The following is a 26291-nucleotide window of genomic DNA, read 5'->3' as shown; positions in this document are numbered from 1 at the left end:
GGATATAATAGTGCCTGACGTTATTATTATATTACTAGTAGGAGAACCATTCTAAATGACTAAGAAACAAATCGTAGTCATCGGTGGTGGTGTTGCAGGAGTACATGCGACGCGTGAGCTTTCTAAAAAGCTCAAAGCAGATGCTGACATCACACTGATTGACAAACATAGTTACCACACAACCATGACTCAACTTCACGAAGTTGCAGCAGGACGTGTTCCATTCACAACTGTACAATATGATTTCCAAAAGCTTTTAGGAAAACGTAAAAACGTTAGTCTTGTCACTGACTCTGTCGTCAGTCTTGACAAAGAAAACAAACAAGTAATCACAAAACATGGTCGTTATAGCTATGATTATGTCATTGTTGCCCTTGGTGGCGAACCAAATGACTTTGGAGTTCCTGGTGTTAAAGAACACGGGTTTACACTTTGGTCACTTGAAGATGCAATGCGAATCAAACGTCATTTGGAAAAAATCGTCCAATATGCATCAACAGAAGTTGATGATGAAAAACGCCGTGCTCTTTTAACAATTTCAGTTGCCGGATCAGGATTTACTGGGATTGAAATGGCAGGTGAATTGATTGATTGGCGTAAAAAAGTTTCAACAGATTGGAAAATACCTGAAGAAGAAATCACAATCAACGTTGTTGAAATGATGCCAACAATCCTTAATACTTTAGACCGTAAACAAGCAGATAAAGCTCATGCATATCTTGAAAAGAAAAATGTTCACGTTTTAACAAATCACGGTATTGTTGAAGTAGCAAAAGATCATATCAAAGTAAATGTTGGTGGGCGTGACGAAGAAAAAGTTGCCAAAGAACTTCCAACTCACACATTAATCTGGACAACTGGTGTTCAAGGAAATACAGCTGCAAAAACAGACCTTAATGAAACAGAACGTGGACATCGTCTTCAAGCAAATGAATACATGGAAGCTGTTGGTTTTGAAGGAAAAGGGATTTATGTTGCTGGTGACGTTTCAGGATATATTGAACCAGATACTGGTCGTCCAACACCACAAATCGTTGAAGCTGCGGAACAAACAGCACACACAGCAGCGGCAAATATTCTTGCAGACATCAATGGTGGAAGCAAACATAAACATGAAAGTAAATACCAAGGAACAATGGTTTCAATTGGTTCAACTTGGGGAGTTGCCAAAATCGGTAGCATGCGTCTAACTGGTTTCTGGGCAATGTTGATGAAGAATATTGTTTACTTTATCTATACTTTACAAATTCGTTCAGCACATTATTTCTGGCGTTATGCCTTGGATGAAGTCTTCCGCGTAAAAGATAATCGTAACTTTATGCGTGGTCATACTTCACGTCAAGGAAATGTACTTTGGGCTGTTCCACTTCGTATTTTCTATGGTGTGGTTTGGTTTACCGAAGCAATTAAGAAAATTGTCGGTGATGGTCAATACTTCAACCCAACGACTTGGTTTGGTAAAGGTTCTTGGTTTACAAATGACCTTAAATTCCCATTCTCATGGTTGCAAGAAGCACCAAAAGCAGCTGACGCAGCCGCAGGCGCTTCAACAGCTGCTTCATCAAGTTCTAGTGTAGCCGATGCAGCCGCAGGTGCTACAGGCGCAGCAACAACGGCCGCTTCAAGTGGTGGTGGCGAAGCTGCTCATAAAGCAACTGAATGGGGTCTCTCATACGCTTACGGTTCTGACCCAATGACTGTTTTTGACAAAGTGCCACATTGGATGGAACCTATCTTTAAGTTTATGATTCCAAACCGTGAAGTCGCATTGTTTATGCAAAAATTCATGTCAATTGTTGAAATCTTCCTTGCACTTGCCCTTATTTTTGGATTGTTCACTTGGATTGCAGCAGCAGCAACAGCCGCATTGACTGTTATGTTCTCACTTTCAGGAATGTTCTACTGGGTTAACATTTGGTTTATTCCAGTGGCAATTGCACTTATGAATGGTTCAGGTCGTTCATTTGGTTTAGATAAATGGGTTCAACCTTGGATTCAAAGATGGCTAACCAAAATATGGTATGGTCAATCGCGTTCAATTTACAAAGGACGTCAATAGAAAATAGCTCTGCGGAGCTATTTTTTTTGCCTGAAAAAGCTTGAAAATTATGTTATGATATTTGAAGATAAAAGATAGTTTAAAAACTATCTTTGTAAGAACTGAGGTTTAAATGGATAATTTAAGATATAAAAGTGTCTTTGACATCATTGGTCCAGTGATGATTGGACCTTCAAGCTCGCACACAGCTGGTGCTGCTCGAATTGGTAAAATTGTACGTTCTATTTTCGGTGAACTTCCAGAAAAATTGGAGATTCATCTTTATGAATCTTTTGCTAAAACCTATCGGGGTCATGGAACAGATGTTGCTCTTGTTGCAGGTGTTTTAGGAATGGATACAGATGATGAACGTCTGCCAATGGCGCCTCAGCTTGCTTTTGAACAAGGAATGGAAATTTCTTATGTTCCACATCCAGAAGAAAAAGCAGAACATCCCAATACCGCACGTTTAATCGCCAAAAAAGGGGATCGAACAATGACCGTGACTGGAATTTCAATCGGTGGTGGAATGATTCAAGTGACAGAATTGAATGGATTTGATATCGCAATTTCGGCTGGTGTTCCGACATTTGTGGTCATTCATGAAGACGTTCCAGGGATGATTGCTAGAGTTTCTAGTGTCCTTTCAGAACATCAAATTAATATCGCACAAATGAATGTAACCAGAGAAGCTAAGGGTGAAAAAGCGATTATGATTTTAGAAGTTGATACACCAAATGTTAAGGAAGTAATTGAGGAAATGAAACTTATTCCTCGTTTGCACGCCGTTAATTTCTTTAATTAAAAGCAGTATAGGAATAAATATGTTTAAAAATATAGAAGAATTGATCGAGGATTCTAAAAATTATTCCTCGGTCACAGAGTTAATGATTGCCATTGAAATGGAACAAACTGGACGAAATCGTGAACAAATTTGGGAAATGATGGAACATAACCTAGAAACGATGCTTGATTCTGTTAAAAAGGGGCTTGCTGGTAAAAAATCACTTACAGGTCTTACTGGTGGCGATGCAAAATTGATGGATGATTATATTAAATCAGGCAAAGCACTTTCGGGTGAGCTCATCTTAGGAGCAGCTCGTGATGCGGTTGCCGTCAATGAAGTGAATGCACAAATGGGGCTCATTTGTGCGACACCAACTGCCGGATCAGCCGGCTGTTTGCCAGGTGTTTTAACTTCGGCTATTAAAACTTTAGACTTGAGTCATGAACAGCAAGTGGAATTTTTATTTGTAGCAGGAGCCTTTGGACTTGCGATTGCAAATAATGCAACGATTTCTGGAGCAGAGGGTGGTTGCCAAGCAGAGGTCGGTTCTGCTTCGGCAATGGCATCAGCTGCACTCGTTTTAGCTGCTGGTGGTTCTGCAGAACAAGCAGGCTATGCGATTGCTATTGTCTTGCAAAACATGTTAGGCTTAATTTGTGACCCTGTTGCTGGTTTGGTTGAAATCCCTTGTGTTCACCGTAATGCAATGGGGGCGTCACAAGCAATGATTTCAGCTGATATGGCTTTGGCTGGGGTTAAAACAGTGATTCCAGTTGACGAGGTGGTCAATACCATGTATAATGTGGGACGTTCTCTACCAGCTGCTTTTAGAGAAACAGCTGAGGGTGGTTTGGCCCAAACACCCACTGGACGTAAAATTATGGAAGAATTATTTGGTTAAGATTAAACTTAAGAATTCGAATGATAAAATTCGAATTTTATTTTTTAGGTTGAATACTTGACTTTTAGTGTTTACACGTGTAAACTTATCTTATGAAAATGAATAGGGAAAGGAGAAAAAATGAACGAAGTAGAATTTAATGTATCAAATGCCGAATTAATCGTTATGCGTGTAATTTGGTCTCTGGGAGAAGCGCGAGTTGATGAAATTTATGCGCAAATCCCCCAAGAATTAGAATGGTCATTGGCCACTGTTAAGACTTTACTTGGTCGACTGGTAAAAAAAGAAATGCTTTCTACCGAAAAAGAAGGAAGAAAATTTGTTTATCGTCCATTGATGGAAGAATGTACGGCTATTAATTTAATGGCCGATGGTCTAATCCAAAAAGTTTGTGAAACGAAACATGTCAATGTTTTGCAAGAGATGATTGAAAAATCGACTTTGACGGCAAAGGATATTGAACTTTTGCAAGAATCACTTAATGCCAAAGAAGTGGTAGGACAAAAACATTGTAATTGCTTAGAAACAAGTGGACTTTGTGCTTGCAAACATGAACATGAGCAGATTTCTGCTTAAAAAGGAGAATATAAAATGAAAGAAACTTTAAAAATTGAGGGAATGACTTGTGACCACTGTGTAATGCATGTGACAAATGCTTTGGAAGCTATTGAGGGTGTTGAAAAAGCGAAAGTCTCTTTGAAAAAAAATGAAGCACTAGTTAAATTTTCTGCCCCAGCAGATATGGATAAAATGGCTGTTGCCGTTGCAGAGGCTGGTTATAAAGTAATTTAAAAAACACTTCGTTTGTGAATTGAATTTAAATTTGCTAGAATGAAATTGGTAAAGCAAACCCCAAATATTGTTTTACTAAATAATAACAGGTCATCTTCATTCCCCAAATGGAGATGATTTTTTCTTGACTTTTTTCGTTTACAGTTGTAAACTATATTTAGAGATAAAATATAGAAGAGGTAAAAATGCGGAGTCAATCATTTGTAATTACAGGAATGACCTGTGCAAATTGTGTAAATACAGTTTCAAAAACATTGAATCAGTCAGATAAAATTATGGAAGCAACGGTAAATTTGGCGACTGAGAAAGCCAAAATTGTTGCTGACGATAATATTTCTGACCAAGAAATTATTAACTTAGTGGAAAAAGCGGGTTATGGAGCCATTGTTAATGACAAAGCTCATCAGGAAAAAATTGCACGTCAAGCTGCAAAAAAAGCAAGAAATTTGGCTTTGTCTTTTTGGATTGCTTTAATTTTGACTTTACCTTTAGTAGTTGCAATGTTTGCTGATATCTTCGGAGTACATGCAAATTGGGTCATGTTTTTACATGAACCAATCGTACAATTGATTTTGGCAACTCCAGTACAATTCGTTATTGGTTGGCGCTTTTATGTTGGCGCTTATCATGCTTTGCGAAATAAATCGGCAAATATGGATGTTTTAGTGGCTTTAGGAACTTCGGTTGCTTACTTTTCGAGTTTGATTTTGGCTGTTTTTATGAGCCAAGCGAATGCTTTGAATTTTGAATCATCGATGGTAATTATCACTTTGGTGGTCATGGGTAAACTTTTAGAACATAATGCAAAAGAGAAAACAACGCAAGCAATTACTGGATTAATGTCTAGTCGAGCAACTTTTGTTCATACGGAATCGACTGATTTAGCGATTGAAGAAGTTCAAATGGGACAAGTGATTCGCATTTTGCCAGGAGAGAAAGTGCCTTTGGATGCGATGATTCTTTCTGGCAAAGCATCTTTTGATGAATCTATTTTGACAGGTGAAGCCTTACCTGTTGTAAAAATGGATGATGAAGTCATTTTTGAAGGAACAATTAATTTAGATGGTGAAGTTAAAGCGGTTGTTGTTCATGATTTAAATGATTCAACAATTTCAAGAATGGTTGAAATGATGAGTGAAGCACAAGGCTCAAAACCAAACATTCAAAAATTAGCTGACAAGATTTCAGGGATTTTTGTGCCAGTTGTGTTAGTTATTGCTCTGATAACTTTCATTGCGACTTGGGCTGTCAGTGGAATTTTACTGACAGCAATCATGCATTCAGTAGCAGTTTTGGTCATTGCTTGTCCTTGTGCGCTTGGTTTAGCTACACCAACTGCCATTATTTCTGGGACTGGTTTGGCTGCTAAAAATGGTTTGTTGATTAAAAATGCCAATGCTTTGGAACTTGCCGGATTAGTTAAAACAGTATTTTTTGATAAAACTGGGACAATTACAACAGGTGAATTTGAACTGACAGATTTTAAATTGCTGACAGAAAGTGAAAAAGTTACTGACAGCTTTAATTCTATTGAAGAAAAACTAGCAAGTGATAAGTTTAAATTATTGGCTAGTCTAGAAGCTCACTCTAATCACCCTTTGGCTAAATCTCTTAAATTTCAAGGTGATTTATATGAACTGACAGATTTATCAGAACTTGCGGGTCGTGGACTTTCTGCTAAAATTAATGGTCAGGAATATTTTGCGGGCAATGATAAATTAATGACAGACTTAAACCTGTCAGTCCCAGAAACAGATGATACGGTCATTTATTTGGCAAATAAAGAAAAATTATTAGCGATGGCTGTTTTTAGTTCAAGTCTCAAAGATGATGCGCTTAAGACAATTCAGACCTTGCAAAAACGTGGTCTAAAGACTGTTATGTTGACAGGAGATAATCAAAATTCGGCAGCAAAAATTCAAAAACTTGTTCATTTAGATGAAGTTAAAAGTGGTTTAAGACCTGAAGAAAAAGCAGAAATTGTGCAAAATAGCTCAAATTCAATGATGGTTGGTGATGGAATCAATGATGCTATTGCTTTAGCGTCAGCAACCGTCGGGCTGGCAATGGCAACTGGGTCAGATATAGCTATGGAAGCTGGTGATGTGACTGTTACTAGCGGTCAGCTTCATAAAATTTCCACTTTCTTTGAAGTAGCTAAAAAAACAATTTCCAAAATTAAGCAAAATTATTTTTGGGCTTTCGTTTATAATGTCATTGGCATTCCGCTTGCAGCTTTTGGATTACTCAATCCAATGCTCGCTGCAGCAGCAATGAGTTTATCATCAGTTTCTGTTATTTTGAATTCCTTACTTTTGACAAAAACAAAAATAAAAAACGTTGAATAATCAACGTTTTTTGTTTAGAATTTACTGACAGAATTTTTTAAAGACAATCTGCCTTATTTTTTATACAATTCTGGGTCAAGCAAGCCACCTTTTTTGAAATTGACTTCAAAATGTTTGGTCTTTAAAGAATAGGAAACAGGGATGCTGACAGCAACTAGGATTCCGAGCGTAAAGGGGACAATTGATTTAGCTTTCATTTTTTGTTCCTCCAGATTTTTTAGGTTTATTAGTAAAATAGTTGTAACCAATAAATAACAGAATTCCTAAAATAAAGCAAATGATTCCTTCTTTTAGTCCATTAGGGAAGAATTTTAGTTCAAGACGATGACTGCCAGCAGGAACGCTAACTTTCATAAAACCAGATTGAGCTTTACTGACAGCCACTTTTTTTCCATCAACTTTTGCTGACCAGCCTTTATCATAAGGAATTGTCAAGAAAATATCGCCCTTTTCTTTTTCCGTATAAGTCATGCGAACCCCGTTTTTAATCATTTCTGTTTTAGGACTACGAGATTTTAGAAGTGCCATTTCTTTTTGATAAGCTTCAGTGTCCAGACGCCAGAATGAAGTGGTATCAAAAGTAACTTGTGAATTTTCCGGAAATGCTAAGGTCACTTTTAGATTAGTTTCCTTACTGAAACTTCCTAAATTCAAGAAGGAGCCAGTATCATTTGTACCAACGTAATAACTATTGAGAGAGCGTGTCATTTTTGGATTGGAAACATCAGAAATAGTAATCAATGTATTCTCAGCATTACTATTTAGATAAGTAATATTGGGAACAGATAAATAAATTTGACTATTTGCCGCCACGGTAATTCCGTAGGTGACTGAAACATCAGTAGCTGTAGAAGTTTTTGGCCGAGTCAGAGTAACAGAATTGCCAGCACCCGTGATTTTATCAGCAGTTTCTTCACTGGTCGTGTAAAATGGAGTAAAGAATGTAGTTTTCGATTTTGTCAAAGCGTTAACTAAAGCTGTTTGATTATTAATAAAGCTGCTAGCTTGAGCTTTATCAGTGAATTTAGCATCTTCAAATCCATTGGGAACGAAGACACCAAGACCCATCGCATTTGAGTTTTTGCTCAAATTACTGAGAGCATTGGAAACTGGTGAAAATCCAAATTTTGGAGGTTGAGCTTGGCTTATATTATATTTAATTCCAAAAATCGAATCCATCAGTAATGTATTCCCAGGATAACGTAAATTCAAATAAGTACTGTCAGTGTGAAAACCTAATTGACGCATGATTGAACTGGCGTTGCTGTTACGAACAGATGAAAATTGGGAAAGTGCATTAAAATTGTACTTCATGCCATCATTTGCTGTATCAGGAACAGTGTTATCCATTCTGGCAAAACCAGAACCAGTAAGCTCATTCACCTTATTGGCAATCGGTTCTATAGAATTCACTTGGGTATTATAGTAATCACGACTAGCAAAATTCCACTCTTTTTGTATTCCTTGAACCTGATAAAGGGCATTAACACCAGCTTCAACAGTCATGAAAACAAAGAGAATAATGACAAATAGGTGAGCTGAAATCCATTTCCTAACAGAATTAATAGACAAGATTAAATAAGCAAGACCAAACAAGAAAGTCAACATAACTTGAGAAGTCATTATATATTTATAGTGTCCAAAAATTAAAGTAGCAAGAAAACCTGTAATTAGAAAAAGACTAATAGTCAAAATATGCCAAGTCTTTATTTCCTCCCAGCGAGATAGAGTTTCCAAAGCCATTAAAACAAGAAGCAAACTAAATAAGAAAGCATAGCGGTGCAAGAACATATTTGGTGAATGCATCCCTTGCCATAGTAAATCTAAAGCTTGAAGATAAAATGAAGCAACAAAGAAAGCAATGATTCCTAGAAAGGCAAATTTACTTCTGAGACGAATACTTTTAGTGAAAAAGAAGAGAATAGCCAAAGCTAAAGGCATCATTCCAACATAAATCATTGGAATGGCATTGAATTGAGTAGTATCATAAGTGCCAACAAAATTCTTAGCGAAAAGGTCAAAAAGATGAGAATTTTCTGTAAAGACACCTGACAAAGTTGAAAGAGCATCGGAATTATTATACTTCAAATCAAGATACATGGGTAAGAGCATGATTAGGCTGGACAGACCAGCTAAAGCAGAAGAAACCACAAAATCAAGCACTTTTGTCCAAGACCATTTTTCGTAAGTCATCCGTGCCAAGAAATAGAGCACTAAGAAAATAGCCACCATAAAGCCAAAATAATAATTTTGGATAAATAGAATCAATAAACTAACGAAATAAAGCCAGCGTTTTCGTTCATTCATTAAGCGATGAAGTCCCCAAATAATTAGAGGCAAGAGAATGAAAACATCTAACCACATCGTAATTTCAAGCTGTGAGGTTAAAAAACTCATCAGTGCGAAAGCTGTACTTATTGACAAAACAATCAATTTAGAAAGCTTTTGATACAAGTTTTTGAAACTGACAAATGCTGATAGACCAATCAAGCCAAATTTTAGTATGGTCAGTAAATATAAAGCATCAGGCATTGATTTTACATCAAAGAAAAATGTAAGTGGCATGAGAAAACTTCCCATGTAGTAAGCTGAAAAAGCATAAAGATTGAGGCCGAGACCACTGGTAAAAGTATATAAGAAACCAGAAGAACCGCCCGAATGTAAAATATTACGATAGAGAGAATGAATGGCGACATACTGATGATATGCATCCCCAGCCAAAATTGACCGTGAACTCCCCCAATAAATCCCAGTCATTGCAAGAACGATAACCATTAATAATAATGGAATAAAAAAACTTGCAAGAAGTGCCCATTTATTTTTCTTGATAAATTTCATATTTCTATTATACCAAAGATACAAAAATCAAACTTATATTAAGTGTATTAAAAAAATACTGACAAACCTGTCAGTACTTTTTATCTAAACGATTTCTAATCTCGTCAGCAATTCCTTCTAATGCTTCAATTCCATTGACTTGCGGGATTTTATAACCAATAAAATAAGGAGAAGTAATAAAGCGAGGAACAATTTTACAAATATATTTATCATCGAAATGATGGAAAAAGAGATTATAAGAATCACAACGCCCATTCATATAGTCTGTCATTAAATAAGAGGTAATCCCGTGAACATTGTCAGCCAATTTTTCAACATTTTCAAGTTCAGAAATAATAACATTAAATTCCACAAAGCCCATAATAGGTCGGGTAGACAAAGTGACAGTCAGACCGTTCTTTCTGATTTCGACTCCTTCAAAATTTTCTTTTGCAATTTGAGCATAGCCGTCAGTTTCTTCTAAGCCAACGACTTGCAAATGAGGGTGGCGCAATGTTCCACCAGAGCGAGGTCCAAAATTTTTGAACATCAAAACGGATTGATATTTGCCAGATTGAATCATTTCATCCCAACATTCAAAAGCAAAAGAAAAAACCTCACGATTTTCTTCCACACCATAAGTAGAAATATCACCTAGATGTTCATCAGACTCAATAATCACAGTCATCATTGAATTTTTAAGTGTTGGAAATTTATTTTTTAACCAAATTTTATGGTCAGAAGTTTTTAAAATACCTGTCAGATTTTCCACATCACAAAAAGGACAAAGAACTTCCTTAGGTACAACTGTTTCATTACGTTTTTTTGTTCCAATAGCTGTATTGAAAACTAAAGGATTTTCACTATGTTTAATCATTATGACATTATACCACTTTTTTTGACTACTTTTTTTATTCAAAGGCTAGTTTTTACTTAGGCAATGTGTTATAATATTCCAGTTACCTATTAATGTTCAGCCTTCAACTGCAACATTTACAAAAGTCAGCCTTCAACTGATATTTTGTCTAACTTGAAAAGAAAAAATTTACTGACGAAATCGTCTAGTTTTTTTCGTCAGCAATTTTATTTCTTTTCAAAATCAAAATAGAAAGAGATGGTGAAAAATTAATGGATAACACAAATACTCAACTTATGTCTGGTAAGAGTCCAGCACAAACACGTGTCGTTGTCGGAATGTCCGGTGGTGTCGATAGCTCAGTCACAGCTTTGCTTCTTAAAGAACAAGGTTATGATGTTATTGGTGTCTTCATGAAAAACTGGGATGATACCGACGAAAATGGTGTCTGTACAGCCACTGAAGACTACAAAGATGTAGCTGCAGTAGCTGATCAAATTGGCGTTCCTTATTACTCAGTCAATTTTGAAAAAGAATACTGGGACCGTGTTTTTGAATACTTCCTCGCTGAATATCGCGCTGGACGTACCCCAAATCCTGATGTCATGTGTAATAAGGAAATTAAATTTAAAGCTTTCCTAGATTATGCTATGGAATTAGGAGCAGACTACGTCGCAACAGGTCATTATGCCCAAGTTCGTACAGATGAAAATGGTATCGTTCATATGTTACGTGGTGTGGACAACAACAAAGACCAAACTTATTTCTTAAGTCAATTGACCCAAGAACAACTCAAGAAAACAATGTTCCCATTGGGACATTTGGAAAAGCCTGAAGTACGGAAGATTGCTGAAAAAGCGGGACTTGCAACTGCTAAGAAGAAAGATTCAACAGGAATCTGCTTCATTGGTGAAAAGAATTTCAAAAAGTTCCTTGGAGAATATTTACCAGCTCAACCAGGTAAAATGATGACACTTGACGGTATCGAAATGGGAAATCACGCCGGTTTGATGTATTATACAATCGGTCAACGTGGTGGTCTTGGTATCGGTGGACAACACGGTCAATTAACAAGTGACCCATGGTTTGTTGTTGGTAAAGACTTAACTACTAATACCCTTTATGTTGGACAAGGTTTCCATCATGAACACCTTTATTCAACAAGTCTTGACGCAAGCGATTTGAGCTTTACCAGAGAAATGCCAGAAACTTTTGTCCTTCACTGTACAGCAAAATTCCGTTATCGCCAAGAAGATACAGGAGTAACTATTCACGTTAATGGTGATAAAGTAACCGTTGATTTCGACGAACCTGTTCGAGCAATTACTCCCGGACAAGCTGTTGTTTTCTATGATGGAGAAGAATGTCTTGGTGGTGCGATGATTGACGTAGCCTACAAAGCACAAAAAGTAATGCAATATCAATAAAATATTGACCTGTCAAAGTTTTGACAGGTTTTTTTGAACAAAAAAAGAAACGGTTTTCATAACTTGTCGATAATATTTCTGTACATAATAAAATACTTATAACTTTTTTAATATAAATCAAGAAAAAAGCTTTCCCTAAGCGATTTTTTATGGTATAATGTTTTGTAAGGCTGTGTACCAGCCAAATTGTTGGAGGAATTTTTTTTACAAATGAACGAATTTGAAACATTATTAAACAGCGTTGAAGACGTTAAAGTACGTGACGTCGTTAAGGGTGAAATCCTTTCAGTTGAAAACGGGCAAGCAACTGTTGCCATCGTAGGAACTGGTGTTGAGGGTGTCCTTACACTTCGCGAAATCACTAACGATAAAGATGCTGATATCAATACATTCGTTAAACCTGGAGATGTTCTTGATTTGCTTGTTATCAAACAAATCGTTGGTAAAGAAGCCGAAGGTGCAAACGTATATCTCCTTTCATTGAAACGTCTTGAAGCTCGTAAAGCTTGGACTCAATTGGAAGGCAAAGAAGGCGAAATCGTAACAGTTAAAGTTACTAAAGACGTTAAAGGCGGACTTTCAGTAGACTATAACGGTGTTCGTGGATTTATCCCTGCATCTATGATTGACACTTACTTTGTTAAAGATACTAAGAAATTTGTTGGCGAAGAAATCGAAGCTAAAATTATCGAAGTTAACGCTTCAGAAAACCGCTTCATCCTTAGCCGTCGTGCAGTTGTTGAAGCTGAAGCAATCGAAATGCGTAAAGAAGCTTTTGCACAACTTCAAGAAGGCGATATCGTTGAAGGTACAGTTTCACGCGTAACTAACTTCGGTGCATTCGTTGACCTTGGTGGTATCGACGGATTGGTTCACGTTTCTGAACTTTCACATAGCCGTATCAAACGTCCATCAGACGCAGTAAAACCTGGCGATGTTGTTAACGTTAAGATTTTGAAACTCGACCCAGAAGCTGGACGTCTTTCACTTTCACTTAAAGCTACACAACCTGGACCATGGGAACAAGTTGAAGAAAAAGCACCAGTTGGATCAACTGTTGAAGGAACTGTTAAACGTTTGACAGACTTCGGTGCCTTTGTTGAACTTTATCCAGGTGTTGAAGGACTTGTTCACGTTTCACAAATTTCATGGGAACGTGTTGAAAATCCAAAAGATGTTCTTAAAGTTGGTCAAGTTGTGAACGTAAAAGTTCTTGACGTGAAACCTGCTGAAGAACGTATCTCACTTTCAATCAAAGCGCTTGAAGAAGCTCCAGCTCGTCCAGCTCGTAACAACGACAACGACGGTGAAAAACGTGATCGCAAACCACGCGCACCACGTAAAGCAGCTAAACCTTCATACGATTTGCCTGAAACACAAGAAGGCTTCTCACTTGCTGATTTCCTCGGTGAAGACTTCGATATTAACGATTTGTAAGAAAAATTCAAAAATATCCTCTAAAAGACCCGCTGGGTCTTTTTTTGTACATAAAGGCAGTCAAATCGACTTTGAATTGTCTGAAATATTTGCTATAATTTAATTGTTTAATAGTTAAGGATTATTTGTTTATTAAAAAGAGAGGGAAAAATGGAAGAAGGACAAGCGCATATTCAATTAAAGAAGACTGATGCTAGACTTGATGCAATTATTGTAGGTGATCCAGCTCGAATAGATCAGGTCGCAAAATTTTTGACCGATGTAAAAAACTTAAAATACAATCGAGAATTTCGCTCAATCTGTGGAACTTATAAAGGTAAGGAACTATTAGTTTTGTCAACAGGTGTAGGTGCACCGTCAGCTGCTATTGCGATTGAAGAGCTTCATAATATTGGAGTTAAGAGAATTATCAGAGTAGGTTCTGCGGGTGCTTTGCAATTAGGGATCGATTTAGGAAGTCCAATTATTGGAGAAGGAGCAGTACGAGATGACGGTTTGACAAAAATGTATGTACCCGAACAATATCCAGCAGTTCCATCTACTGATTTGTTAAATAAAGCAAAAGAAATTGCTCCTGATGCTTTTTATGGAATTATTCGTTCTCATGATGGTTTTTATATGGATAATCATGAAGAAACTCAAGCATATTGGTCTAAATGTGGAATTGTGGGCGAAGATATGGAATCTGGTGCATTGTTTACAGTCGGACGTTTACGAGGAATAGAAACTTTATCCATTTTGAATAATGTTGTTGCTTACGGAGGAGATTTACAAGCGGGAGTCAATGATTTAGTTTCAGGAAATGATAAAGTTAATAAAGGTGAGCTTCGGACAATTGAGATTGCTCTAGAAATTTTAAATCGCTAATATAAATATTACTTGTAAATTGATTAAAGTTGAAAAATAGAACTGAAATTACCATCATATTTTAAATTAATAAAGCGGTAAGCGTTATTCTTGACTGCTTTTAAGCGTTAGGATAAAAAGGAGAAAAAATGACAAAAGATTCTTGGCTTTTTAAGCAACTTTTTGCAAATTGGAAGAAATTTGAAATCACATATATCTTAATTTTATTGTTCTTACAAGTGATTGTCTATATCATTGCCCCTGATTCTTTCATTGGAATGATATCTGGTGTATTTGGTGTACTTTGTCTCATTTATGGGATGAAAGGCCGTAAAATTAATTTTGCATTTGGTTTAGTTCAGACCTTAGCGATGACTTTAATTGCTTATCAGACTCACTCATGGATGAGTTTTGTTATGGGAATTTTTTATGTCTTATCTCAACCTGTGGGGTGGTTTTTTTGGGGACAGGATGATGCTATCCATGAATTTAGACCAAAAACTCGTCGTCTAATTTTTCTAGGTGCTTTTATTGCTTGGTTGGTCGTTTGGGGCATAGATGCCCTATTAAATGGGCAACTTCCTTATTTTGATGCTCTAAATTTAATTATTCCACTCATTGCACAAGTATTGTATATTTTGAAATATAAAGAAAATTGGTCGCTGTGGATTGTGGTTAACACGGCAGCAGTAATTTATTGGACAATTTTAACGGTACAATTTATTATGGGAGTAAACACCCAAGGGCAGTTAGGAATGTATTTATCGCAGGTTGCCTTACAAGGAGCCCTGCTCTTCAATGCAATCTACGCTAATCGAGTTTGGGCAAGTGGTGAAGCTGATAATGAAGGCGGAACTAAATAACAAGTGAAAATGACTCAAGTAAATGGGTCATTTTTTGTTTTATAAACGTCCAAAAGAAGAGCAGCTCCTACATTTTTTTGCTATAATAAACAATATGAATCAAACGATAAAAGCAAAGTTAGAACTATTACCAGATAGTCCTGGCTGTTATTTACATAAAGATAAAAATGGGACAGTTATTTATGTCGGAAAGGCAAAGAATCTTAAAAATCGAGTGCGCTCTTATTTTCATGGTTCTCATAATACCAAGACAGAATTACTAGTTTCTGAAATTGAAGATTTGGAATGGATTGTTGTAGGTTCAAATATTGAATCTTTAGTTTTGGAAATCAATCTCATTCAACGTTATAAGCCTAAATATAATATTATGCTTAAGGATGATAAATATTATCCTTTCCTAAAAATAACAAATGAAAAATATCCTCGTTTGTTGGTCGTCCGTAAAGTTCAAAAAGATGGTGCGACTTATTTTGGACCTTATCCAGATGTCAAAGCTGCCAATGAAGTTAAACGCCTTTTAGACCGAATTTTTCCATTTAGAAAATGTGGCTTACACGAGAAAAAAGTATGTTTCTATTTTCATATTCATCAGTGCTTATGTCCAGTAGTTAATCATGTTGATCCTCAAGTTTATAAGGATATGACTCAAGAAGTGAAGGAATTTCTGACAGGTTCTGATAAAAAAATTGTTAAAGAACTTGAAGCAAAAATGATGATTTCTTCTGATAATATGGAATTTGAGCAAGCTGCTGAATATCGGGATGTGATTAAGGCAATTGGAACTTTAAGAACAAAACAACGGGTCATGAATCAAGATTTGAAAGACCGCGATGTTTTTGGATATTATGTTGATAAAGGCTGGATGTGTGTCCAAGTATTTTTTGTACGCCAAGGAAAATTGATTCAGCGTGATGTGAATATGTTTCCGTACTATAATGATGCTGAAGAGGATTTTTTAACTTATATTGGACAATTCTATCAAGATAATAATCATATGATGCCAAGGGAAATTTTTATTCCGCAAGACATCGATAAGGAATCTGTGGAAGCAGTAGTTGCAGCTAGCCAAGAGGGAAATTTATTAACTAAAGCTCAAGCTAAAGAAGTGGATGCAAAAGTTTTTACGGCCAAGACGCTTAAATTTTCTGATCAAAAAGATGTTGAGCAATCAATTGTTAAACTTGATAAAGAATTATCAGCCGAAAAACGTTTATCATCACTTTTAGCTAAAACACAGATTGTTCAACCAAGCCGTGGTGAGAAAAAACAATTGGTTAATATGGCAACTAAGAATGCTCAAAGTCAATTACAATTGAAATTTGATGTGGCTGAGCGTGATATTTTGAAAACGACTAAAGCAGTTGAAAACTTGGGTAAAATTTTGGGAATACCAAAACCTGTAAGAATTGAGTCATTTGATAATTCAAATATTATGGGGACTTCACCAGTATCTGCAATGGTTGTTTTTATTGATGGAAAACCTTCAAAAAAAGATTATCGGAAATATAAAATTAAAACAGTGGTTGGTGCTGATGACTATGCTTCAATGCGCGAGGTGATGACGAGACGTTATTCACGAGCTTTAAAAGAAGAAACGGCTCTTCCTGATTTGATTGCAATGGATGGTGGGGCTGGTCAAGTTAACATTGCCAAGCAAGTTTTAAAAGAGCTTGGGCTATCGATTCCGGTTGCTGGGATGCAAAAAAATGATAAGCACCAAACGTCAGAATTACTTTTTGGTGACCCTTTAGATGTAGTTCCCTTGTCAAGACAATCTCAAGAATTCTTTTTGCTGACCAGAATTCAAGATGAGGTTCACCGTTTTGCGATTACATTCCATAGACAACTACGTGGTAAAAATACATTTTCAAGTAAATTGGACGGTATTGTTGGACTTGGTCCAAAACGAAAACAAAAGTTACTGACAACTTTCAAAAATTTGAAAGCAATTGAAGAGGCAAGTGTACAAGAAGTGGCAGAAGCTGGCATTCCTTATGAAGTAGCAGAACGTGTGAAAACAACTTTGTCTGGACCAATTCAAGAAAATGAAAATTGGGAATCACTCAAGGATAATGTTCCTCTTTTAGAAGGTAAAAAATAAAGTAATCAAAAGAATTGTCAGTAAATCTGTCAGTTCTTTTGATTCTTGAAAAAACATAAAAATTACTGACAGAAATTCTGTCAGTAAAATAAAGTAGTTATTGCAAATCTGTCAGTAAATATTTACTGACAAACTAGGAATTAAGAAAGTAATTGGAGAATCGATGGACTGGTCTAAGAATCAAATAAAGGAATTTCAGCAAGATTTACTTTCTTGGTATGATGATAATAAAAAGCCACTCCCTTGGCGAAAAACAACTGAACCTTACAAAATATGGATTTCAGAAATCATGTCCCAACAAACACAGGTTGAAACTGTCATGCCATATTATGAACGTTTCGTGAAAAAATATCCGACGATTGAAACTTTAGCTCAAGCTGATGATGCTGAACTTCTAAAACTTTGGGAAGGCTTGGGCTATTATTCTCGCGCTCGTAATCTAAAAATCGCAGCGCAAGAAGTTGTTGATAAATATAATGGAAAATTTCCTGACAATCTAGCCGATATATTATCATTAAAAGGAATTGGACCTTATACAGCCGCTGCAATTGCTTCAATTTCTTTTGGACTCGCTGAGCCTGCAATTGATGGAAATCTAATGCGCGTGACCAGCAGGCTGTTTGAATTAGATTGTGATATTTCTAAAAGCAGTTCAAGGAAAATTTTTGATGACTACCTAAGAAAGCTCATCAGTAAAAAAAGACCAGGTGATTTCAATCAGGCGTTGATGGATTTAGGTTCTTTAGTTTGTAGCCCAAAGAGTCCTAAATGTGAAGTTTGTCCCTTACTAAACTATTGTGCAGCAGCAGCGTCAGGAAAACAATTAAATTATCCAGTAAAAACAAAAAAGATAAAACAAAAAGATTTGTATTTTACAGCCTTTGCCTTAGAAAATTCATTAGGAGAATATTATTTAGAAAAGCGTCCATCGAAAGGCCTGTTAGCAGACATGTGGACATTTCCACTGACAGAATTACCAGCAGCAGATTTTGAAAAAATGGTTACTGACGGCTCTGTCAGTAAAAATATTGTCATTCCAGAACTTCCGGAAAGTATTTCAAAAATGGAATATATAGCTAATTTTACTCACATTTTTTCTCATCAAAAATGGCATTTGGCAATCATTAAATTAAAATCAGAAGAGACCTTTGAAGTTGCTGACGAATTATTATCAGAAGACAAAATGTGGGTTCATTTTGATTCAAAAGTACTGACAGAAAATGGTCAACCAAAAGTAAGTCGTTCACAAATTCCACTTGCTGGGCCACAAGTGAAGATGTTTGAGATTTTAGATAATAAGAATAAGAAAATTGATCTGCTAAAATAGTGGAGTAACCATCGAAACCAAATTTTTGGTATAATAGATAAATATACTACTTCAAGGAGAAGATTATGACAACTATTGATTTTAAAGCCGAAGTTGAAAAGCGTAAAGACGCTTTGATGGAAGATTTATTTAGCCTTTTGCGCATTGATTCTGCAATGGATATGGAACATGCAGATGCTGAAAATCCATTTGGTCCTGGTCCAAGAAAAGCATTGGATGCATTCTTGAAGATTGCTGAACGTGATGGTTATACAACTAAAAATTATGATAATTATGTTGGACATTTTGAATACGAAAATGGTGCAAGTGATGATGCAGAAGTTCTTGGAATTATCGGTCACTTAGACGTTGTTCCTGCAGGTTCTGGTTGGGATTCAAATCCATTTGAACCAGAAATTCGTAATGGAAATCTTTATGCTCGTGGAGCATCTGATGATAAAGGTCCAACTGTTGCATGTTACTATGCTCTTAAAATCTTGAAAGAACTCAATCTTCCATTAAGCAAAAAAATCCGTTTTATCGTTGGAACAAACGAAGAAACTGGTTGGGCAGATATGGATTACTATTTTGAACATTGTGAATTGCCATTGCCTGACTTTGGTTTCTCACCTGATGCTGAATTCCCAATTATCAATGGTGAAAAAGGAAATATTACAGAATATCTCCATTTTGTAGGCAAAAATGATGGAGAAGTTGTTCTTCACAGCTTTAAAGCTGGTCTTGCCGAAAATATGGTTCCAGAATCTGCAACTGCAGTAATTTCAGGTGCTAAAGATTTACAAGCTGCACTTGAAAAATTCGTAGCTGAACATGCAAGCAAAAATCTTCGTTTTGACCTTGAAGAAAGTGCTGGAAAAGCGACAATTACACTTTATGGTAAATCAGCACATGGTGCGATGCCAGAAAAAGGTGTAAATGGAGCAACTTACCTTACTTTATTCTTGAACCAATTTAATTTTGCTGATGGTGCTGCTGCTTTCATTAAAGTTGGAGCTGAAAAACTTCTTGAAGACCATGAAGGTGAAAAATTGGGAACAGCTTATGTTGATGAATTAATGGGTAATACTTCAATGAACGCTGGTGTTTGGTCATTTGATGAGAATTCTGAAGGTAAAATCGCGCTTAACTTCCGTTTCCCACAAGGAAATAGTCCAGAACGTATGCAAGAAATTCTTGCTAAACTTGATGGTGTTGTTGAAGTTGAACTTTCAAAACATCTTCATGTTCCACATTATGTTCCAATGTCAGACCCACTTGTATCAACATTAATTGATGTTTATGAAAAACACACAGGCCTCAAAGGTTATGAAACAATCATTGGTGGTGGAACTTTTGGTCGTCTTTTAGAACGTGGTGTTGCTTATGGTGCGATGTTTGAAGGGGAACCTGATTCAATGCACCAAGCTAATGAAATGAAACCTGTCGAAAATATTTATAAAGCTGCAGTAATTTATGCTGAAGCAATTTATGAACTTACAAAGTAATTTATAAAATTAAAGAGTTTAGTGACTAAACTTTTAAGGGTTTAAAAATCTGGCATAATTTGCCAGATTTTAACCTTTTATTCCATAAATAGAGGTGGAAAAATGGTTTTTGGAACAGGTGTTGATAATGTAGAGCTTTCTCGAATTCAAAAAGCACTGACACGTTCTGAACGTTTTGTGGAACAGGTTCTTACGGCAGTGGAGTTAGAAAAATATAATAGTTTTCAATCTACAGCTCGTAAAACTGAATTTCTTGCGGGACGTTGGGCAGCAAAGGAAGCTTTTTCTAAAGCTTACGGTACGGGATTTGGTAAGGCTTTGGGCATGCATGACCTTGAAATCAAAAATGATGAATTAGGAAAACCCTATTTTACTAAACATCCTTTTGATGGACAGGTTCATTTATCTATCTCGCATAGTAATTTAGAAGCTGTTGCTTTTGTTGTTTTGGAAAAGAATTAAGAAGTAATAAAAATTTTTGCTTAAACTAGAGGAAGGTTTAAAAGATGAAAACTTCTCCACATCGCAATACGTCAGCCATTGTTGATTTAAAGGCGATTAGAAATAATATTGAAAAATTTAAAAAGCATATTCACCCTAACGCGGAGATTTGGCCAGCAGTGAAAGCAGATGCTTATGGTCATGGCTCGGTTGAGGTTTCTAAAGCGGTGAGCGATTTGGTAGGCGGTTTTTGTGTATCAAACCTTGATGAGGCAATTGAATTACGGAATCATTTGGTAACTAAACCGATTTTAGTTTTATCAGGAATTGTTCCAGAAGATGTTGATATTGCAGCTGCTCTTAATATCAGTCTTACTGCCCCAAGTTTAGAATGGTTAAAATTGGTTGTTCAAGAAGAAGCAGAACTTTCAGATTTAAAAATTCATATTGGTGTAGATTCTGGTATGGGTCGGATTGGGATTCGGGATGTTGAAGAAGCAAATCAGATGATTGAACTTGCTGATAAATATGCGATTAATTTTGAAGGGATTTTCACTCACTTTGCGACCGCCGATATGGCTGATGATACAAAATTTAAAGATCAACAGGCAAGATTTAACAAAATTATGGCCGGCTTATCACGTAAACCAAAATTTGTTCACTCAACTAATACGGCCGCCGCTTTATGGCATAAGGAACAGGTTCAAGCTATTGAACGCTTAGGTATTTCAATGTACGGCTTGAATCCAAGTGGTAAAACTTTGGAACTTCCTTTTGAAATCGAACCTGCTCTCTCTTTAGTTTCTGAATTGACTCATATTAAAAAAATAGCCGCAGGCGAAACAGTTGGTTACGGTGCAACTTATGAAACAAGTGAAGAAACATGGATTGGAACTGTTCCAATTGGTTATGCTGATGGTTGGACTCGTCAAATGCAAGGCTTCAAAGTGTTGGTAAATGGAGAATTTTGTGAGATTGTTGGTCGAGTTTGTATGGATCAAATGATGATAAAACTTGATAAATCTTATCCTCTAGGAACAAAAGTTACCCTGATTGGTCGTGATAAGACTAATGAAATCACGACGACAGATGTTGCTGATTGGCGTGGAACGATAAATTATGAAGTGCTTTGTTTACTTTCTGATAGAATCAAACGAATTTATAAATAAAATGAAAAAAACTGTATTTTTGCAGTTTTTTTCATTTAGGTTAAAAATTAATTAATTCCTAATCTTTTCCTCATGATACCCTTTACAAATTGTCTTTTTATGGTAAAATATAATTAAGATATAAATGAGAAAGCCATAAGAAAAAAATGAGGTGAACACTATGATAAAAATATACACAGTAGCATCTTGTAGCTCTTGTAAAAAAGCAAAAGAATGGTTGGAGAAACAAAATCTTGCTTACCAAGAAATAAATTTGGTTACGAGTCGAATTTGTAAGGAAGATATATTAGAGATTTTAGCATTGACTGAGGAAGGAACTGGAGATATCATTTCTAGAAGAAGTCAAGCTTATCAACGATTAAATATTGATTTTGAAACGATTAAATTAAATGATTTGATTCAAATAATTGAAGAAAATCCAACGCTCTTACGTCGACCTTTAATTGTCGATCATAAGCGACTACAAGTTGGTTACAATGATGATGAGATTAGAAAATTTTTACCAAGAAAAAAGAGAGAGATTCAAATTAAAGTCGCAACAGAAGCTCCTTATAATTTGGATATTGAAGAACAATTTCATGAAGGATAATTCAGTAGTTAGGCTACTGAATTTTTTCTATATAAAGCAAAATAGTTTATTATTTTAGAGAAAAAAAGTAGAATTAAGCTAAAGTGTTGTATCATGAGTACATTTTAAAGATCTATTAATAATTAGGAGGCTAGAGAATGTTTGATTATATTATTATTGGTGCCGGACCTGGTGGACTAGGATTAGCTTATCGTTTAAAAACTAAAGATAACAAAATCGGAATTATTGAGAATGATAAATGGGGAGGAACTTGTCCAAACTATGGTTGTGACCCAACAAAAATGATGATGGCAGTTGTCGAAGCCAAAAGTCGTGTCGAACAGTTAAAAGGGCAGGGTATTTCTGGTGAATTAAACATTGATTGGAAAGGGCTGAAAAGTCGTAAACTAAATATTACTGATCCTTATGAAAAATCAACTTTTGCTGGTTTGAAAAATGCTGGGATAGAAACAATATATGGCAGTGCCGCTTTTAATGACCAAGCAGAGCTTGAAGTTGAAGGGAAAACTTATCAAGCTAAAACTTACATTATCGCAACTGGAAGCCGTCCATGTCTTTTAGATATTGAAGGAAAAGAATTTTTAAAAACAAGTAATGATTTTTTAGCGCTTGAAGAATTTCCCGCTCAAATCAGCTTTTTAGGGAGTGGGCCAATTTCATTAGAACTGGCTCAAATTGCTAAAGCGGCTGGAAGCGATGTTACTATTATTTCACGTAAAAAAGCGAGAGTTGCTCATTTTGATGAAGAAATGGGGCAAGAATTTATTAATTACCTTAAAGCTCAAGGTATTAAATTTATCGAGGATATTTCTGTAGATAAAGTCGAAAAAGTTGCTGACGGATTTTTACTGACTGACGGGACTGATTTTGAACATAAAACAGATTTAGTGATTGCGGGAGTAGGCCGTCAGCCAAATAGTGATAAGCTAAATTTAGAAAAAGTAGGTGTCGAAACGGATGCTAAAGGTATCAAGGTAAACGAATATTTACAAACAAGCAATTCTAAAATTTATGCGATGGGAGATGTACTTTCTAAAAATCAACCTCATTTGACGCCTGTTTCTTCTTTTGAAGGAGCTTATTTAGGTGAAAATTTAGTTAAGGATGAACCGCAAAAAATTGCTTATCCAGCAATTCCTACAATCATTTTTGGAACGGCAAAACTGGCTGAGGTTGGCCATTTGGCAGGTGAGGGGATTCATACCAAGACTTTAGATTTAAGTTCTTGGTATACTTATAAAAGAATTAATGACCCCTTGGCAAAATTAAAAGTTGCACTCAATGAAAAGCGAGAAATCGTGGGGGCATCAACGGTAAGTTCAGTGGCTGATGAAGTGATTAATTTAATTAATATTTTAATTCAACAAAAAATGACTTTGGCGGATGTTGAAAAAATGATTTTCACTTATCCAACAGTGGCTAGTGACTTAGAATATTTTTACTGACAGAAAATAAATTACTACCGACATTATAATAGTAGAAACAATAAGTTACGGCAGAATAAATTTTTTACTGACAGACTTTATTTTCAAGCTGTCAGTAAATTTTACTGATAGAAATGAGGACATTCATGATTGAATTCCAGAATGTGTCCAAGGCTTTTGCTAACAAAAAAATTCTTGATCATGCTAATTTTACAATTAAAGACCAAGAGTTTTTTGTGTTAGTGGGGCCGAGTGGAAGTGGGAAAACGACTACTTTAAAAATGATTAATCAATTAGTCACTCACAGTGAGGGAAAAATATTAATCAATAATGAAGAAATATCAACGGTAAATTTACGAAAATTGCGCTTATCTGTAGGCTATGTGCTGCAGCAAATCGCTCTCTTTCCTAATTTGACTGTCTCAGAAAATATTGCTTTAATTCCTGAAATGAAGGGGTGGGATAAAGCAAAAATTGCTGATAGAACCAATGAGCTACTTGATTTAGTTGGTTTGAATCCTAAAGATTACGCTCAACGCCAACCTAGTGAATTATCAGGGGGTGAGCAACAGAGGGTAGGAATTTTACGGGCCATTGCCGCAAATCCCAAAATTGTCTTAATGGATGAACCTTTTTCAGCACTTGACCCAATTTCACGACGTCAGTTACAAATATTTATCAAAGACTTACAGAAAAAAATGAATTTAACAGTGGTCTTTGTGACACATGACTTAGATGAAGCACTCTATTTAGCTGACAGAGTCGCTGTAATGAATGATGGATTAATCCAACAAATTTCTGAACCAGCAGATATCTATCAACATCCGGCAAATGATTTCGTTAAAACATTTTTTAAAGAATACCGTCAGAATTTATCAACGGTTTCTGTTGAAAATTTATTACTGACAGAGCTGTCAGTAAATCCAGAAGCGCAAGAAGTCGCTGAGAATACAGCTATTTCGGAAATAATTAATCGTCTTTCTGATAAGGAAGTTTTAAAATACAAGGGCAAGTCAATTTCCTCAGATGATATTATATGCTATATCGCAGGAGGTGACAAATGAATCAGCTAATTTCAACTTTTCAAAGCCAGCAAGGCCAATTTTGGCAGGCGCTTTTAGAACATATCCAGATTTCATTAATTTCAATTTTTATTGCAATTCTGATTTCGATTCCTTTAGCTTTATTGTTACGACGTCTTCCCAAAATTGCTGAACCAGTTTTGCAAGTCACCGGAATTTTTCAAACTATACCTAGTTTGGCACTGCTAGGACTCTTGATTCCATTCATCGGAATCGGAAGTTTACCAGCAATTGTCGCTCTTGTTGTTTATGCGATTTTCCCTATTGTTCAAAATACTTATACTGGTTTAGAGCAAATTGAACCTTCTTTAATCGAAGCTGCAACAGCATTTGGGATGAATCGAAGAGAACGATTGATGAAATTTGAGCTCTCATTAGCGATGCCCTTTATCATGGCAGGAATTCGGACGAGTACAGTTATGGTCATTGGTACCGCAACACTAGCTGCTTTGATTGGTGCTGGAGGCTTAGGGAACTTTATTCTGCTCGGAATCAATATGAATGATGTTTCATTGATTTTAATTGGAGCAATTTCATCAGCACTTTTAGCGATTATTTTCAGTAGTCTTTTAAAATTTTTAGAAAAAGCCAAGATAAAAACAATTCTCATCAGTTTTTTCATTGGCTTACTCGTTCTTGGAGGCTCTTATTATCGACCTCAAACTTCTAATCATCCACAAATTACAATTGCTGGTAAATTGGGAGCAGAACCTGATGTTTTGATTAACATGTATAAACTAATGATTGAAAAAGATAGTAATATTCGCGTGAACTTAAAATCTAATTTTGGTGATACCACTTTCTTATATAATGCTTTGAAAGCTGGAAAAATTGATTTATATCCTGAATTCACAGGAACCATTACTTCAACATTTTTGAAAGATCCAGTGAGTTCAACTGATCCTAATGTCGTTTGGCAAAAGGCAGAAGAAGGAATAAAAAAACTTAATCAATTTACATATCTGTCCCCAATGAAATTTCAAGATACATATGCAATTGCCGTCAAATCTGATTTTGCTAAAGAGCATCAGCTCACCAAAATTTCTGATTTAGCGAATGTTTCAGGTTTAACTGCAGGCTTTGACGTTGAGTTTGCTAATCGTTCAGATGGAAATATTGGTTTGAGAAAGCTTTATGGTCTTGATTTAAATGTCAAAACCATGCAAAATAGTTTAATTTATAAAGCACTAAATTCTGGTGCTGTGAATGTCGCTGAGGTTTATTCTACTGATAGTCAAATCAAGCAATATAATCTGACTGTCCTGAAAGATGATAAAAATCTTTTCCCACCTTACCAAGCAGCACCATTGATGAAAGAAAGTTTATTAAAAAAATATCCTGAACTCAAAAAGATTCTCAATAAACTGTCAGGAAAAATTACTGACCAAGAGATGATTGAGATGAATTATGATGTTAATGTCAAACAAGAAGATGCTGCGAAAGTAGTAGAAAGATATTTGAAAGCTAAAGGATTGATTTAAAAGAAAAAGTCATTTTATAATGGCTTTTTTTGCTTTAGATGATAAGAAAATCTAAAAGCGCATGTAAAAGTGCAAGAATAT

General features: G+C 35.8%; 21 protein-coding genes and 1 pseudogene. 19 read left to right on the top strand and 3 right to left on the bottom strand.

From position 1 onward, the window contains the following. Window positions 1-55: 55 nt before the first annotated feature. From PYW37_RS08610 to PYW37_RS08585, 6 genes are all read left to right on the top strand, one after another. A complete protein-coding gene (locus tag PYW37_RS08610; RefSeq protein ID WP_015426135.1) occupies window positions 56-2059 on the top strand; it encodes an NAD(P)/FAD-dependent oxidoreductase in 2004 nt (667 codons plus the stop codon). A gap of 112 nt (window positions 2060-2171) precedes the next feature. Then, window positions 2172-2843 carry an L-serine ammonia-lyase, iron-sulfur-dependent subunit beta gene (gene sdaAB, locus PYW37_RS08605; protein WP_012897487.1) on the top strand — a complete coding sequence of 224 codons (672 nt, stop codon included), beginning with the start codon at window positions 2172-2174 and terminating at the stop codon, window positions 2841-2843. 19 nt (window positions 2844-2862) lie between these two features. Then, a complete protein-coding gene (gene sdaAA, locus PYW37_RS08600) occupies window positions 2863-3726 on the top strand; it encodes an L-serine ammonia-lyase, iron-sulfur-dependent, subunit alpha (protein ID WP_012897488.1) in 864 nt (287 codons plus the stop codon). Window positions 3727-3846: 120 nt separating this feature from the next. Further along, window positions 3847-4302, top strand: a complete 456-nt coding sequence (locus PYW37_RS08595) for a CopY/TcrY family copper transport repressor (protein ID WP_003132584.1) — start codon at window positions 3847-3849, stop codon at window positions 4300-4302. A gap of 15 nt (window positions 4303-4317) precedes the next feature. Beyond that, window positions 4318-4518 (top strand): heavy-metal-associated domain-containing protein, encoded by a 201-nt coding sequence (locus PYW37_RS08590; RefSeq protein WP_021722979.1) that lies wholly within the window; start codon window positions 4318-4320, stop codon window positions 4516-4518. Window positions 4519-4703: 185 nt separating this feature from the next. Continuing rightward, entirely contained in the window at window positions 4704-6866 is a 2163-nt protein-coding gene (locus PYW37_RS08585; protein WP_023189635.1) for a heavy metal translocating P-type ATPase, read from the top strand. A 53-nt stretch (window positions 6867-6919) separates the two neighbouring features. Here the strand turns inward: PYW37_RS08585 and PYW37_RS08580 are convergent, their stop codons facing one another. The 3 genes from PYW37_RS08580 to PYW37_RS08570 all read right to left on the bottom strand — a co-directional run bounded on the left by PYW37_RS08580 (window position 6920) and on the right by PYW37_RS08570 (window position 10560). Continuing rightward, on the bottom strand, window positions 6920-7063 hold the full coding sequence (locus tag PYW37_RS08580) for a hypothetical protein (RefSeq protein ID WP_023189634.1): 144 nt from the start codon (window positions 7061-7063) through the stop codon (window positions 6920-6922). Further along, on the bottom strand, window positions 7053-9704 hold the full coding sequence (locus PYW37_RS08575; protein WP_025016725.1) for a YfhO family protein: 2652 nt from the start codon (window positions 9702-9704) through the stop codon (window positions 7053-7055). Before PYW37_RS08575 ends, PYW37_RS08580 begins: the two co-directional genes overlap by 11 nt. 70 nt (window positions 9705-9774) lie before the next feature. Beyond that, window positions 9775-10560, bottom strand: coding sequence for a DUF4931 domain-containing protein (locus tag PYW37_RS08570; protein WP_025016724.1), 786 nt, complete (start codon window positions 10558-10560; stop codon window positions 9775-9777). Window positions 10561-10835: 275 nt separating this feature from the next. Between PYW37_RS08570 and mnmA the strand changes: the two genes are divergently transcribed. The 13 genes and pseudogenes from mnmA to PYW37_RS08505 all read left to right on the top strand — a co-directional run bounded on the left by mnmA (window position 10836) and on the right by PYW37_RS08505 (window position 26210). Then, window positions 10836-11966, top strand: coding sequence for a tRNA 2-thiouridine(34) synthase MnmA (mnmA, locus tag PYW37_RS08565; protein ID WP_025016723.1), 1131 nt, complete (start codon window positions 10836-10838; stop codon window positions 11964-11966). Window positions 11967-12176: 210 nt separating this feature from the next. Next, window positions 12177-13403 (top strand): 30S ribosomal protein S1, encoded by a 1227-nt coding sequence (rpsA, locus tag PYW37_RS08560; RefSeq protein ID WP_003132594.1) that lies wholly within the window; start codon window positions 12177-12179, stop codon window positions 13401-13403. Window positions 13404-13553: 150 nt separating this feature from the next. Beyond that, a complete protein-coding gene (locus tag PYW37_RS08555) occupies window positions 13554-14270 on the top strand; it encodes a nucleoside phosphorylase (RefSeq protein WP_023189630.1) in 717 nt (238 codons plus the stop codon). A gap of 128 nt (window positions 14271-14398) precedes the next feature. Next, on the top strand, window positions 14399-15112 hold the full coding sequence (gene pnuC / locus PYW37_RS08550; RefSeq protein WP_012897492.1) for a nicotinamide riboside transporter PnuC: 714 nt from the start codon (window positions 14399-14401) through the stop codon (window positions 15110-15112). Between the two features lie 94 nt (window positions 15113-15206). Beyond that, window positions 15207-17141, top strand: a pseudogene (gene uvrC, locus PYW37_RS08545) (excinuclease ABC subunit UvrC); the annotation flags it as partial. Window positions 17142-17376: 235 nt separating this feature from the next. After that, window positions 17377-18540, top strand: coding sequence for an A/G-specific adenine glycosylase (gene mutY, locus PYW37_RS08540; protein ID WP_023189627.1), 1164 nt, complete (start codon window positions 17377-17379; stop codon window positions 18538-18540). A gap of 65 nt (window positions 18541-18605) precedes the next feature. Next, on the top strand, window positions 18606-20024 hold the full coding sequence (gene pepV, locus PYW37_RS08535) for a dipeptidase PepV (RefSeq protein ID WP_003132599.1): 1419 nt from the start codon (window positions 18606-18608) through the stop codon (window positions 20022-20024). A gap of 102 nt (window positions 20025-20126) precedes the next feature. Continuing rightward, window positions 20127-20486 (top strand): holo-ACP synthase, encoded by a 360-nt coding sequence (gene acpS, locus PYW37_RS08530; RefSeq protein WP_021468491.1) that lies wholly within the window; start codon window positions 20127-20129, stop codon window positions 20484-20486. 44 nt (window positions 20487-20530) lie between these two features. Continuing rightward, a complete protein-coding gene (gene alr / locus PYW37_RS08525) occupies window positions 20531-21634 on the top strand; it encodes an alanine racemase (RefSeq protein ID WP_003132601.1) in 1104 nt (367 codons plus the stop codon). Window positions 21635-21794: 160 nt separating this feature from the next. Further along, window positions 21795-22223, top strand: coding sequence for a Spx/MgsR family RNA polymerase-binding regulatory protein (locus PYW37_RS08520; protein ID WP_023189626.1), 429 nt, complete (start codon window positions 21795-21797; stop codon window positions 22221-22223). A 137-nt stretch (window positions 22224-22360) separates the two neighbouring features. Then, window positions 22361-23668, top strand: coding sequence for a dihydrolipoyl dehydrogenase family protein (locus PYW37_RS08515; RefSeq protein WP_025016721.1), 1308 nt, complete (start codon window positions 22361-22363; stop codon window positions 23666-23668). Between the two features lie 125 nt (window positions 23669-23793). After that, on the top strand, window positions 23794-24711 hold the full coding sequence (locus PYW37_RS08510) for an ABC transporter ATP-binding protein (protein WP_025016720.1): 918 nt from the start codon (window positions 23794-23796) through the stop codon (window positions 24709-24711). Next, window positions 24708-26210, top strand: a complete 1503-nt coding sequence (locus tag PYW37_RS08505; RefSeq protein ID WP_025016719.1) for an ABC transporter permease/substrate-binding protein — start codon at window positions 24708-24710, stop codon at window positions 26208-26210. The genes PYW37_RS08510 and PYW37_RS08505 overlap by 4 nt, the downstream gene beginning before the upstream one ends. The last annotated feature ends 81 nt before the right edge of the window (window positions 26211-26291 follow it).

The organism is Lactococcus lactis (genome assembly GCF_029023865.1).
GTDB classification, from domain to species: Bacteria; Bacillota; Bacilli; order Lactobacillales; family Streptococcaceae; genus Lactococcus; species Lactococcus lactis.
Note: the sequence above shows the minus strand (reverse complement) of the source record. Positions and strands in the feature narration are given on the sequence as shown.

Bases quoted from the DNA above. Each gene is read 5' to 3' on its own strand.
- PYW37_RS08610 (WP_015426135.1), top strand. From the start codon at position 56: ATGACTAAGAAACAAATCGTAGTCATCGGTGGTGGTGTTGCAGGAGTA.
- sdaAB (WP_012897487.1), top strand. From the start codon at position 2,172: ATGGATAATTTAAGATATAAAAGTGTCTTTGACATCATTGGTCCAGTG.
- sdaAA (WP_012897488.1), top strand. From the start codon at position 2,863: ATGTTTAAAAATATAGAAGAATTGATCGAGGATTCTAAAAATTATTCC.
- PYW37_RS08595 (WP_003132584.1), top strand. From the start codon at position 3,847: ATGAACGAAGTAGAATTTAATGTATCAAATGCCGAATTAATCGTTATG.
- PYW37_RS08590 (WP_021722979.1), top strand. From the start codon at position 4,318: ATGAAAGAAACTTTAAAAATTGAGGGAATGACTTGTGACCACTGTGTA.
- PYW37_RS08585 (WP_023189635.1), top strand. From the start codon at position 4,704: ATGCGGAGTCAATCATTTGTAATTACAGGAATGACCTGTGCAAATTGT.
- PYW37_RS08580 (WP_023189634.1), bottom strand. From the start codon at position 7,063: ATGAAAGCTAAATCAATTGTCCCCTTTACGCTCGGAATCCTAGTTGCT.
- PYW37_RS08575 (WP_025016725.1), bottom strand. From the start codon at position 9,704: ATGAAATTTATCAAGAAAAATAAATGGGCACTTCTTGCAAGTTTTTTT.
- PYW37_RS08570 (WP_025016724.1), bottom strand. From the start codon at position 10,560: ATGATTAAACATAGTGAAAATCCTTTAGTTTTCAATACAGCTATTGGA.
- mnmA (WP_025016723.1), top strand. From the start codon at position 10,836: ATGTCTGGTAAGAGTCCAGCACAAACACGTGTCGTTGTCGGAATGTCC.
- rpsA (WP_003132594.1), top strand. From the start codon at position 12,177: ATGAACGAATTTGAAACATTATTAAACAGCGTTGAAGACGTTAAAGTA.
- PYW37_RS08555 (WP_023189630.1), top strand. From the start codon at position 13,554: ATGGAAGAAGGACAAGCGCATATTCAATTAAAGAAGACTGATGCTAGA.
- pnuC (WP_012897492.1), top strand. From the start codon at position 14,399: ATGACAAAAGATTCTTGGCTTTTTAAGCAACTTTTTGCAAATTGGAAG.
- mutY (WP_023189627.1), top strand. From the start codon at position 17,377: ATGGACTGGTCTAAGAATCAAATAAAGGAATTTCAGCAAGATTTACTT.
- pepV (WP_003132599.1), top strand. From the start codon at position 18,606: ATGACAACTATTGATTTTAAAGCCGAAGTTGAAAAGCGTAAAGACGCT.
- acpS (WP_021468491.1), top strand. From the start codon at position 20,127: ATGGTTTTTGGAACAGGTGTTGATAATGTAGAGCTTTCTCGAATTCAA.
- alr (WP_003132601.1), top strand. From the start codon at position 20,531: ATGAAAACTTCTCCACATCGCAATACGTCAGCCATTGTTGATTTAAAG.
- PYW37_RS08520 (WP_023189626.1), top strand. From the start codon at position 21,795: ATGATAAAAATATACACAGTAGCATCTTGTAGCTCTTGTAAAAAAGCA.
- PYW37_RS08515 (WP_025016721.1), top strand. From the start codon at position 22,361: ATGTTTGATTATATTATTATTGGTGCCGGACCTGGTGGACTAGGATTA.
- PYW37_RS08510 (WP_025016720.1), top strand. From the start codon at position 23,794: ATGATTGAATTCCAGAATGTGTCCAAGGCTTTTGCTAACAAAAAAATT.
- PYW37_RS08505 (WP_025016719.1), top strand. From the start codon at position 24,708: ATGAATCAGCTAATTTCAACTTTTCAAAGCCAGCAAGGCCAATTTTGG.